General features: G+C 46.7%; 13 protein-coding genes. 9 read left to right on the forward strand and 4 right to left on the reverse strand.

Annotation, left to right across the window (positions count from 1 at the left end):
* A partial coding sequence (proS, locus tag PMI05_RS26840) for a proline--tRNA ligase (RefSeq protein WP_007728739.1) occupies window positions 1-1,171 on the forward strand: 1,171 nt, incomplete at its 5' end.
* Window positions 1,172-1,221: 50 nt separating this feature from the next.
* On the opposite strand, the gene PMI05_RS26845 is transcribed toward proS, so the two are convergent.
* Complete coding sequence (locus PMI05_RS26845) at window positions 1,222-1,860, reverse strand: HAD family hydrolase (RefSeq protein ID WP_007728740.1); 639 nt, start codon at window positions 1,858-1,860, stop codon at window positions 1,222-1,224.
* A 63-nt stretch (window positions 1,861-1,923) separates the two neighbouring features.
* Window positions 1,924-2,541, reverse strand: coding sequence for a helix-turn-helix domain-containing protein (locus PMI05_RS26850; protein ID WP_007728741.1), 618 nt, complete (start codon window positions 2,539-2,541; stop codon window positions 1,924-1,926).
* Between the two features lie 156 nt (window positions 2,542-2,697).
* Here PMI05_RS26850 and bcp point away from each other — a divergent pair, with 156 nt between their 5' ends.
* Genes bcp through PMI05_RS26870 form a run of 4 tightly spaced genes read left to right on the forward strand, consistent with a single transcriptional unit; the run spans window position 2,698 to window position 5,603 of the window.
* Entirely contained in the window at window positions 2,698-3,168 is a 471-nt protein-coding gene (gene bcp / locus PMI05_RS26855) for a thioredoxin-dependent thiol peroxidase (protein WP_007728742.1), read from the forward strand.
* A gap of 37 nt (window positions 3,169-3,205) precedes the next feature.
* On the forward strand, window positions 3,206-4,258 hold the full coding sequence (locus PMI05_RS26860; RefSeq protein ID WP_007728745.1) for a M42 family metallopeptidase: 1,053 nt from the start codon (window positions 3,206-3,208) through the stop codon (window positions 4,256-4,258).
* Window positions 4,259-4,267: 9 nt separating this feature from the next.
* Complete coding sequence (locus PMI05_RS26865) at window positions 4,268-5,029, forward strand: bifunctional 2-polyprenyl-6-hydroxyphenol methylase/3-demethylubiquinol 3-O-methyltransferase UbiG (protein ID WP_007728749.1); 762 nt, start codon at window positions 4,268-4,270, stop codon at window positions 5,027-5,029.
* A 25-nt stretch (window positions 5,030-5,054) separates the two neighbouring features.
* A complete protein-coding gene (locus PMI05_RS26870; protein WP_007728750.1) occupies window positions 5,055-5,603 on the forward strand; it encodes a cob(I)yrinic acid a,c-diamide adenosyltransferase in 549 nt (182 codons plus the stop codon).
* 38 nt (window positions 5,604-5,641) lie between these two features.
* Here the strand turns inward: PMI05_RS26870 and PMI05_RS26875 are convergent, their stop codons facing one another.
* The gene (locus PMI05_RS26875; protein ID WP_007728752.1) at window positions 5,642-6,553 is read right to left on the reverse strand and encodes a complex I NDUFA9 subunit family protein; all 912 of its coding nucleotides are present in this window, start codon (window positions 6,551-6,553) and stop codon (window positions 5,642-5,644) included.
* 118 nt (window positions 6,554-6,671) lie between these two features.
* On the opposite strand from PMI05_RS26875, the gene nth reads away from it, so the two are divergent.
* From nth to PMI05_RS26890, 3 genes are all read left to right on the forward strand, one after another.
* Window positions 6,672-7,355 carry an endonuclease III gene (nth, locus tag PMI05_RS26880; protein WP_007728754.1) on the forward strand — a complete coding sequence of 228 codons (684 nt, stop codon included), beginning with the start codon at window positions 6,672-6,674 and terminating at the stop codon, window positions 7,353-7,355.
* 153 nt (window positions 7,356-7,508) lie between these two features.
* On the forward strand, window positions 7,509-7,943 hold the full coding sequence (gene perR / locus PMI05_RS26885) for a peroxide-responsive transcriptional repressor PerR (protein WP_039961469.1): 435 nt from the start codon (window positions 7,509-7,511) through the stop codon (window positions 7,941-7,943).
* Between the two features lie 273 nt (window positions 7,944-8,216).
* Window positions 8,217-9,950, forward strand: coding sequence for a glycosyl hydrolase family 18 protein (locus PMI05_RS26890; RefSeq protein ID WP_007728758.1), 1,734 nt, complete (start codon window positions 8,217-8,219; stop codon window positions 9,948-9,950).
* Between the two features lie 93 nt (window positions 9,951-10,043).
* Here PMI05_RS26890 and PMI05_RS26895 read toward each other — a convergent pair whose 3' ends face one another.
* Window positions 10,044-10,418, reverse strand: coding sequence for a YgzB family protein (locus tag PMI05_RS26895; RefSeq protein WP_007728760.1), 375 nt, complete (start codon window positions 10,416-10,418; stop codon window positions 10,044-10,046).
* A 117-nt stretch (window positions 10,419-10,535) separates the two neighbouring features.
* On the opposite strand from PMI05_RS26895, the gene PMI05_RS26900 reads away from it, so the two are divergent.
* Complete coding sequence (locus PMI05_RS26900; RefSeq protein WP_007728762.1) at window positions 10,536-11,396, forward strand: hypothetical protein; 861 nt, start codon at window positions 10,536-10,538, stop codon at window positions 11,394-11,396.
* Window positions 11,397-11,622: the final 226 nt, after the last annotated feature.

An 11,622-nucleotide genomic window follows, 5' to 3' on the forward strand; every position in this document is an offset into this window, starting at 1 on the left:
GGGGGGGGGGGGGGAGCCACTAGAGGAAAAGCTCGCGCTACGTCCAACCTCTGAGACGATCATTGGACATATGTACAGCCAATGGATTCAGAGCTACCGCGACTTGCCTGTATTAATCAACCAATGGGCAAACGTGTTTCGTTGGGAAAAGCGGACGATGCCGTTCTTGCGGACATCAGAATTTCTCTGGCAGGAAGGCCACACGGCACATGCGACAGAGGAGGAAGCTCGTCAGGAAACGATGCAAATGCTGGAGATTTACCGAGAGGTCGTCGAGCAGGAGCTGGCCATTCCGGTTTGGAAGGGACAAAAAACACCAAGTGAACGCTTTGCCGGTGCTGTTGACACGTACTCCATTGAAGCGATGATGAAGGATGGCAAAGCAGTGCAAGCGGGAACCTCGCACTATTTGGGCGATAAATTCGCGCGTGGCTTTGAAATCAAGTTTTTGGATCGTGACAATCAGTTCAAGTACGTTCACACCACATCATGGGGAACCTCTACGCGACTGATTGGTTCGATGATCATGGTGCATGGCGATGACCGCGGTCTAGTGTTGCCGCCTCGCATGGCTCCGACACAGGTTATTATGATCCCAGTCGGTCCGATGAAGCTGCGCGAGAAAGTCATGGAGGCGTTTGATCCACTCTTTGACGAGATCAAGGCCGCAGGTGTGCGTGTCCGTGCGGATCTTCGCGAAGAAACACCAGGCTGGAAGTTCAATGAGTGGGAAATGCGCGGCGTGCCTCTGCGTCTGGAGCTCGGCCCGCGTGACGTGGAAAATGGTCAAGTAATTCTGGCTCGCCGTGATACAGGGGAGAAGGTGACGGTTTCACTTGAAGGTATCGCGCAAACAGTTGTTCAACTGTTGGAAGAGATTCAGCAAAATATGTTCCAAAAAGCACTAGCCTTCCGTGATGAGAACTCACATTTGGGTATCGATACACTGGAGCAGCTAACCGCTCATATTGCAAAAAGCGAGAGCGAAAACAAAACGAGCGGATGGGTGTTAGCTGGCTGGTGTGGGGATGATGCTTGTGAATCGAAGATCAAAGAGGAAACCAAGTTCACTTCTCGCAACATCCCGTTTGAGCCTCCTGTACAAAAGAAAGCCTGCATCTGCTGCGGCAAAGAGTCACAGCATAGCGTCTGGTTCGGACGGGCGTATTAATTAAAAAAGGGTGTGTCCACGCTTCGGCTATAGGGCACACCCTTTTTCATCTAGCATTTGAGTATCCAATCGGTAAAAGCTTGCACATCCGTAAAGTGGTAGTCAGGTTCGGGATCGAATTTTCCCGACTTTTGTGTAACCAAAAGCCAATCCACACCGACTGTTCGCAAACCAGCGGCTCGACCAGCCAACACATCAGCATCACTGTCACCTACGAAAATGGTTTCCGCAGGCGTAGCGCCTAACTGTTTCATAGCAGTAAAAATACCTTCTGGATGAGGCTTTGGATGTGTGACCTCATCCCCTGTGATCACGACGGAAAAATACGAAGCTAATCCCCATTCTCGAAGGGAGATGTCAGCGCTTTTGCGCCCTTTTCCTGTTACGATTCCCATTTGGATACCTGCTGCGTGAAGTTCATCGAGCATGCTTCGGATATTTTCAGGATTTTGTACGCGGGAGTGTTCATCCGTGTATACACGAAAAAAATGAGCGAGGGCGTTGTCATGCACATGTGTGGGAAGCTTGTTTTGCAAAATGCCTGTCTCTGTGGGGCCAAAGAGAGCTACAATTTGCTCGTTGGTATAATGCTCTTGTAAAAACTGCTGAAAGGTAGAGCGAAAAGCGGTGAAGATCAAGGGGAGGGTATCGGCAACTGTGCCGTCGAAATCAAACAAGATCGTCCGCATGGGAGTCCTCCTTTGATTAGAAAATGAAAGAAAACCATCGTACCTGATGGTTTTCTTGGTGACTTATTCATCCGAATCATCAAAAGGATCATCTGAATCATCTGTTGGGTCAGCTGGAGTCAATGGGAACAGGGTGTCGAAAAACTTGAATTTTCGACGGCCAGATTCCTTTTTGAACCCTTTGTACTTTTGCAACAGATCAGAGATGTCTTCCACGAATTGATTACGTTCCTCTTGACTCAAATAAAATTCAGTCAAATTATAAGCGAACGTATTTTGATACTCTTTCCTAACATCTTGGTCGCTTGCGACGAAGCGATTGAGAGTTCGCATGAGGTCCTTTTCCGTAGTACGAAACGGAGTAAACATGACATCACTTAATTGTTGAGCGTTTTCTTCAATCATCAATTGGAGCTTGACCTGAATGACCTTGGCAACAGGCTCATAATACTTCTCCACAATAGAGCCTTTTACCCGGGTATCCACTTGCTCGAGCAGCCCAACACGCACGAGCTCCTTCACATGGTAATGTAGCCGTGCAGCATTTTCGCCTAGTTCTGTAGCGATTTGTTTGGCCGTTCTGGGCTCCAAATCTTCAAAGAGTTCCAAAATTTTAACCCGTTCCGCTATAGCAAGCGATTTTAGCGCTTCTGGATCTGTTACTTCAAAAAACTCTTTCATGCGAATTCACCATCCAACTGACTAGGCCAAATTTTATTTTTTTTTATTCTATCCTTTTCTGAATCAAAGCGCAACTTGTATGCGGATGAAGTGACTACTAGATTGTGGTAAAATGGGACCAGCGAAAACAGGACATTATTGAGAGGAGGGAAAAGTTTGACGGCAGTAGGACAAGCTGCACCTGCATTTACTTTGCAGGCGAGCAACAATCAGACCATCTCACTTTCCCAATTTCATGGACAAAATGTGGTACTTTATTTTTATCCGAAGGACCAAACACCGACATGTACCACAGAAGCATGCGACTTTCGTGACTTCCATTCGGGCTTTGCTGAGCTGAATACAGTTGTTCTCGGGATTAGTCCGGATTCTGTGAAATCACATGACAAATTTATCGCGAAGCACGAATTGCCTTTTCCACTTCTGGCAGATCCGGATCACCAGGTGGCAGAGGCTTATGGTGTGTGGGTATTGAAAAAAATGTACGGACGAGAGTACATGGGCATAGAACGCACGACGTTCGTCATCAACAAAGAAGGCAACATCGCAAAAGTATGGCCAAAAGTAAAGGTCAAAGGGCATGTGCAGGAAGTGCTTCAATTTATTAAGGAAGAACTTCAATCCTAACGTTTATTTCGCAATGGGCGAATGGAGGAACATACAGATGAGTGTATCCACGGAATATGTTGTACAAAGCTTTTGCCAATTGGCGAACATCCCAAGTCCATCTGGCAATACGGAAAAAGTAATGGCCTGGGTTGCACAAGAGTTAGAAAAGCTTGGCGTTTCCTATAAACGGACAAACAAAGGGGCAATCGTTGCAACAGTAGCGGGGGCCAATAACGAAAAGGCAAGACTCTTGACAGCTCACGTCGATACGCTGGGCGCGATGGTAAAAGAAATAAAGAGCAACGGACGCTTGAAGCTGACCTTGATCGGCGGCTTTGCATTCAATGCGATTGAAGGGGAGCACTGCGTCGTAGAGACTAGCAGCGGTCGTCTTGTAACCGGTACCATTTTGTCCACCAAAGCTTCCGTGCATGTATACAGCTCAGAAGCGGGGAAAGCTGAGCGCAATGATGCGAACATGGAAGTCCGACTGGATGAAAAGGTCACAAACAAAGAGCAGGTCCTTGCGCTTGGGATTTCCGTCGGAGATTTCGTCTCCTTTGATCCGCGGGTGACGGTAACGAATAGCGGTTTTATCAAATCCCGCCATATCGACGACAAAGCAAGCGTGGCTGTGTTGCTGGGGGTTCTGAAAGAACTGAGTGAATCCAGCGTGAAGCTGCCTTACACCACGCACTTTTTTATCAGCAATAATGAAGAGATTGGCTACGGAGGCAACTCCAGCATCCCTGACAACGTGGTGGAGTACCTGGCTGTCGACATGGGCGCGATTGGGGACGGACAGACGACAGACGAGTATTGCGTGTCCATTTGTGCGAAGGATTCCACAGGACCTTACCATTACGGATTGCGCAGCCATCTGACCAAGCTCGCACAAGCGAACGGTCTGAACTACCAAGTGGACATTTATCCCTACTATGGTTCTGACGCAAGTGCTGCACTGAGAGCTGGATATGACGTTGTCCATGGTTTGATCGGACCGGGAGTAGATGCATCTCACTCCCATGAACGTACACATAAAGAAGCGCTCGACAACACGGCAAAGCTCGTTATGGCCTACCTTCAATCAGAAGAAATGCAAGCATAGGAGGACCAGATGAGCAATATGTATCAATGGGCTGACTACTATGATCTCACTCAACGCGGTGTTGCGGGTGATGTTGAGTTCTATCTGGAACAAGCCAAGCTGGCAGGGGGAAAAGTGCTGGATCTCGCTTGCGGCACCGGAAGAATCAGCATTCCGATGGCGCAGGCTGGCATCGACGTTACCGGGATTGACCTTTCCCAGGATATGTTGGCAAGGGCTCAGGTAAAAGCAGAGGAACAAGGTGTAACATCCGGCTTGAAGCTATTGCAGGGGGATATGCGCACCTTTGACCTACAGGAGTCATTTTCGCAGATTATGATTCCTTTTCGGTCGTTTTTGCACCTGTTGCATGTTCAAGAGCAAATGAAGGCATTGACGTGCATTCGCAAGCATCTGGCTCCAGGCGGGAAGTTCATCATGAACGTGTTTGTGCCCAAGATTCATCATTTTTACGAGGAAAATGAAAAAATGTCCTTGCGTGGCACCTATCCACTCCCGTCGGGGGAAGAGGTTGCGATGTGGGATTACACCCGTTATGACCATTTTCAGCAACTGTCCGAAGTGACACGCATATACGAGCGTACGGATGCACAGGGAGTTGTGACGGAACGGGTGAGGGGCCGATTTACTCTCCGCTATATTTTCCCCGCGGAGCTTCATCATCTGCTTCGCTTAAACGGCTTGAAGGTCACACAACGATACGGTTCTTTTGCAAAGACATCTTTTGATGCAAATAGCTCAGAATTGATTCTGGTCGCAGAAGCTTTGTAAACGGAACCTGTGGAGGGGATACGGAATGAAGATTTATACAAAGTCAGGGGATAAAGGTGAGACGTCACTGGTTGCAGGTGTCCGCGTGCCTAAGTTTGCAGACCGTGTTGAGGCATACGGTACGTGCGATGAAGCCAACTCGCAGATTGGATTGGCACTGGCCCTGTTGCCTGCGACAGAAGAATGGAAGGAATTGCAGGATGTCTTCCATGTCATTCAGACAAAGCTGTTCCATGTAGGGGCTGAGCTGGCGACGCCAGAAGGTAAAAAGGTAGGTTGGCCAATTGCAGAAGAGGACGTTACTTTTCTGGAAGAGCAAATTGACATGTTAGATGCAAAGTTGCCTCCACTCACCAATTTTATTTTGCCTGGCGGACATCCGGCAGCAGCTGCCTTCCATGTTTCGCGTACGGTCGTCAGACGTGCAGAGCGCAAAGCAGTCCATGTGGCACAGCAGGAGCAGGTAAATCCGTCCGTGGTCAAATACCTCAACCGATTGTCTGATTATCTTTTCGTTGTGGCTCGTCATATTAATAAAGAGACAAGTGCAGTAGAGAAAACGCTGCACGAATAGGCAAAAGCCCCCTGGGATCAAGCAGGGGGCTCCTATTTTTATTTGGTACGCAGGTAAGTGGTGATTCCCGGGAGAAAGTTGATTCTCTCTGTGTGAAAAGTATCGTAGAGAAGCTTTCCGTCCTTACATGCGTTTCCTTCTAGCAGCATGGTGAGCTGCGTATTCGTAATCGGGAAAAATGGGAATCTCTCCATCATATTTACCACAGGCTTCATTAAAGCAAGGGGAATATGAATTTTATTGACCTTCCGCTTTCCGATAGCCTCGCCAATCGTATCTAGGATTTGTCCGTAGGAGAGTGGTTCGGGTCCACCTGTTTCGTAAATTTGATTGGTCGCTTCTGGTCTGCTCAAGGCTTGGATGAATACATCGGCCACTGTCTTGCGAGCAACTGGCTGCAAAGGGTATGAGCCATCGCCAATGACCGGTGTGATAGGTAACCGAACTAGATCGGCGAGCATGTTCACGAATTCATCCCCAGGACCAAAAATAACAGAGGGACGGAAAATGACGTATGGAATACCGCTTTCTTGCACAAGCTGCTCCGCTTCGTATTTGGTTCGGTGATAGGCGCTCGTGGCGTTTTCGCGTGCACCAAGAGCACTCATATGGACAAAGCGCTTGATTCCAGCTTGCTTGGCGGCGTCCAGTACATTTTTTGTACCTTCTACATGGATACGAGAAAAGTGAATGCCTTTCCCCGGTTGTTCGCGAATAATTCCGACGAGGTGGATGACAGAATCGCAGCCTTGCATCGCTCTCATCAATGATTCTTTATCAAATAGATCGCCAGTTGCTTCCGTTATTTGTGCATTGGCGGATTCTTTGTTGGGAAGCTTACCTGTTGAACTAGCTCTGGTGAGGCAAACGGTCTCATATCCTTCTGCTTGCAAGCGCTCGAGTATACCTCGTCCAACAAACCCTGTGGCACCAGTCAGGAATACTTTCATGGAAAACCCCCTCCCGTTAAATACTTCCAGACTCATTGTACAACAGGTGCAGCTTGCGGTGCTATCGATCGCTGTGTTGACCAAGGCGGTATAATGTAGGGAAAAGGGGGATATATTTATGGCACAACGCAAAGTACCTGTTGCCGACATTTTGGATAATTTGCAGCAGCTTTATCCGGATGCGCACTGTGAATTGAATTATACAACCCCATTTGAACTTCTCATTGCGACCATTCTTTCTGCTCAATGTACAGATAAACGGGTGAATGAGATTACGGCACCCATGTTCCAGCAGCTAAACCAGCCGGAGCATTACCTTCATTTGACACAGGAAGAAATGGAAGAGCATATAAAAGGGCTCGGGTTGTATAAGAATAAGAGTAAAAACATTTTAGAAACCTGTAGAATCTTGTACGAAAAATACAATAGCGTAGTTCCACAAACGCATGCGGAGCTCGAAGCATTGCCGGGGGTAGGAAGAAAGACTGCAAATGTCGTTTTGTCCAATGCATTCGGGATTCCTGCGATCGCGGTGGATACGCATGTATTCCGCGTAGGAAACCGGTTAGGCCTTGCGAATAGCGACAATGTGGACGAAGTGGAGCGTCAGCTCATGAAGCGTATTCCGAAAGAGAAGTGGACGGATGCCCATCATTGGCTAATCTGGCACGGCAGACGTGTATGTTCGTCGCGCAATCCACAGTGCGGTAGCTGTACACTTCAATCCATGTGTAAGTTTGCACAGGCGGAAGCCAAAAAAACCAAAAAACCTGCAACCAAAAAGCCCGCAAAAGCAAAGTAAAAACTTGATTTTCCACTTCTTTCTTTCCAAATCGGATGAATGGATATTGACAGTTTTCGCCGACTAGACGTACACTTATTTATAGTAATTCTAATCAATGACATTAGAGAAGCTTGTTCTTTTGTCTTGCGAAAGACTGTGGGGTGTAACAAGATGGTACAACGTGTGGAGAAAGCTGTTGAAATCCTGAAGAATACCGGGGTTCGCATGACACCTCAGCGCCATGCAATTTTGACCTATTTGCTGGAAACGATGACTCACCCGACGGCTGACGAAATATATAAAGCCCTTGAAGGCAAATTCCCGAATATGAGCGTTGCAACGATTTATAACAATCTACGAGTCTTTAAAGATGCTGGATTGGTTACAGAGCTCACTTACGGGGATGCGTCCAGCCGATTCGATGCCAATGTGGAAGAAGATCATTATCACGCGATCTGTTCCACCTGTGGTGCAATCAGTGACTTCCACTTTCCGTATTTGCGGGATGCAGAAGTAGCTGCTTCCAAGGACATCGGCTTCAAAGTAACCGGACATCGTATGGAAGTTTATGGCGTTTGTGATTCCTGTCAAAAGAATCCCCACTAAGAATGTATTTGATGGATGAGCACCTCCTGCTTGAATCGGATAATCCCGGTGATGCAGGGGGTGTTTGCTTTTGGAGGACATAACCCTTTCTGTCGATATCTGTAACCTTTTGGCTTTTCGTACGTCTTCTTCTTGGTAGGAAGCTTGTCCGTGAATTACCAGAATACAAAAGGTTGTGAATGGATTGAACCAACGCTATGATCGAAATAATGAGTCAAATCATACAGCCCAAGTCAAAAGACAGGCTTATGTACCGGGAAGCAGGTGGAGATTATGAGCAGGGAGTCGGGTAGAGCTCTGCGACCAAGAAGAAGGAAACGACGGGTTTTTCGTACGCTGTTTTTGTTAAGCTTTCTCTTGTTGGCCATCTTCGGCAGCATTTACTGGTTTTTTGTGCTCCGTGCCTCAACTGAGCATGTGCAGCCGTATGATGGTGAGAAAAATGTGATTGTTTACGAAGGCTCGCGGAAAGATTCCACGTATTTATTGGAATCAGAGCAAATATTACTGCCCTTTGATTTCATTAAAGAGAACATTGATCCTTCGATTTTTTGGGATGAGCCTACACGTTCCGTTATCGTCACAACGAAGGATAAGGTGCTTCGGATGGAGAGCGGAGAAGTTGTCGCTTATCTGAACAAAAAACCTGTGGATTTACTCGTTCCGGTAAAAGAGGTCGACGGCACACGCTATGTCCCGTTGGATCCTTTGGAAAAGCTATATCCTTATTCTTTTGAGCAAAAAGCAGATACGGGTGTCCTAGTCGTCGAAAAAGAGGGCTACGAAATCCAGCAAGCGAAAGTGATCGCTGCCGAGGAAAAACAAGTAGTTCGTACCGGTGCTTCTCACCGAACCCCAATCGTAGCAGAGCTGTCGTCGGGAGAGGTTGTTGACGTTCTTGGCAAAAAGGAAAACTGGTATCGCATATTGACGGCCTCAGGAGTAGGCGGATTCATTTCAGAGAAAAGTATTGAGATGACGGATGTGCGCAAAGTCCAGCTGGAGCACACGACTGCTACCGGACAACAACATGCTGCTTGGAAGCCTGAGGGAAAGATTAACCTGGTATGGGAGCACGTCGTCAGTAAAAATCCGGATGTTTCAAAAATTGGTGCATTACCAGGGGTAAATGCAGTTTCTCCTACTTGGTTTGAAATGAAGGATGCAGAAGGAAATCTGTTGAACAGGGCTGATCCTGCGTACGTCAAATGGGCCCATAAGAGGGGCTACAAGGTTTGGGGTCTAGTTACAAACGGTTTTAATCCAGATTGGACCAAATCTGTTCTCAGTAGCTATGACAAGCGAGATAAGTTAATCGCTCAACTCTTGTACTACGCTCATCTATACGATCTCGATGGCATCAACATCGATTTTGAGAATGTGTATTTAGAAGAGAAAGAGGAGCTCGTTCAGTTTGTTCGAGAGCTGACGCCGTATCTCCATCAGCAAGGACTGACCGTTACCATTGATGTGACGATCAAGTCAAATGCTAAGCAATGGTCCATGTTCCTGGATCGGAAAGCTTTGGCCGAAGTTGTCGATTATGTTGCGGTGATGACGTATGATGAGCATTGGGCAGCGAGTCCAAAGGCTGGATCTGTGGCATCATTGCCATGGGTGGAGCGGGGCTTGCAAGGAGTGTTGGAAGAGGTCCCTAACGAAAAGCTGCTGCTGGGTGTGCCTTTTTACACACGCTTGTGGACAGAAGCCAAGCAGGCTGATGGCACTGTAAAGGTTAGCTCCAAAGCTTATTCCATGACGAAAGCCCAGGAATGGATCGACGAACGCAAGCTGACGCCAGTTATGGATGAAGCTTCAGGTCAACATTATGTGGAGTATAAAGACCCGAAGGATGGCAACGTCTATAAAATGTGGATAGAAGACGTAACTTCTATGAAGAAGCGTATGGAGATCGTCAATAAGTACGACTTGGCGGGTGTAGCTTCTTGGCGCCGAGGTTTTGAGGTGCCGGAGATATGGCAAGCAATTGACGAGACTCTGAAATAAAAGACAGACAGCTTTCAAGAAAGAAAGCCACCTGCACCCCGAATGCTCGGGAATTAGCAGGTGGCTTTTTACGTATAGATGAAAGGAATCATATTATGTCTGGTTTTGCTGAGGATGTCCGTCTTCTATGCGTAAAGGTTGTCCACAAAACATACAGGCGTCTTCTTTCCCCAACATCTTCGTGACTTTTTGGCATGAAGGACATTGCACCTGTGGAGCTGACGTGGAGACCATCCCAGAAATCATAAACAAGACTGTACTGCCCATTGTCAGAATGAACCCGATGATCAAAAGCAGCGTCATAAAAATGTAAGAGCCTTTTAAGAGGCTTCCAAGTAAAGGAATAAAGTCCAAATAACCTGCAAAAAATGCGTACCCTGTATACATCAGCAAAATGCCGATTACCATGCTCCAGTTGCCCCATGTGCGCATGCGTTTGATCTTGCTCAGGCGTTCTGTATTTTTCATGATCATTCCTCCTACCCTATAGTATAGCATACAAAGGATTTGTCTGTTGACAAGCAGGAAACGGACAAGACTTGTAGAATCCATAAGTTCAACCCAGGGGGCAGGGAGGAACAAGGCATGACTTTAAGGCAAACGTATCTGAAAAATCTCCAGCAGCGTTTGGATGTGCAAGCGGTGCTTGTTTTGAATGATTCGGATATGCTAGTTCCCTTTCGCGAGGGAATCTTTTATTTCGTCGTAGTAAATGAGCCCCAAGCTGATGGTAAAATCTGTCGCATGCTATTTCAGGAACAAGTGATCATCGAGCAGCAAATCAGCACGTGGCAGCTGGAGAAGGGAGCCATCTGCGGTTTGGATGAACGACTTGCCGAGATGCTTCGAAGGGCAGAAATCGTTTGGGACAAAGAACATTATATGAAACAAATGAAGTTGCGCCTGGCTAGTTTGTCATCTTCTCTCCAGAAAAAACATATCTGTAAGGAGTATTCCCAAATCCTTCGTTTTTTTCACGAGACAAAAGAGTTTTTGCAGCAAGGTATGATGCTGGACGCGCATCACTCTGCTATTCAAACGATTCACTATTTGGCTCGTCTCATTGTATATGAAGCGGGAGATCATCCTCAGCCAGCATTATGGACGCAAGTCAAACAGATAGATCCTTCTATATATAAGTTGTATGAGGAGCTATCTTTTAATGCAGAAGCATTGGAGAAGCGAATTGAACTACTTGTGCTGGCAATTGAATTTTGGATCGCATCCAGAACAAAGGAATCTGTTCGATACTTGGTTGAGCTCATGGAGACAAAATCAGGGCCCTGGCGTTTGGAAGAGTTGATGAATCATCCGATGATTACAGAGGCAGAGATTGAGATTCCTCTCGTGATAGATAAGATGCTTCAGCGCTTGTTGATCCAAGAGATCGTATGCAAAGAAGGGGAAAATGGCGACAGAGAAACAGGTTTTATTTTAATGGGATAAAATTTTTTCAATTAGTGTTGACTTCTATTTGTGATCCATGCTATATTAACAAACGTCGCTGCTGCGCTAACGCAGAGTGGCCGAAAAAAAGTTTTAAAAAACACTTGATTTTTTAAGTGGTTATGTGGTAAATTAAGAAAGTCGCCTCTGGGCGGCGAAGTGAAAAATGTTCTTTGAAAACTGAACAGCGAAAGCGTTAATGAGTCTATCATTAAATGATTTGCCA

The organism is Brevibacillus sp. BC25, assembly GCF_000282075.1.
Taxonomy (GTDB): Bacteria; Bacillota; Bacilli; order Brevibacillales; family Brevibacillaceae; genus Brevibacillus.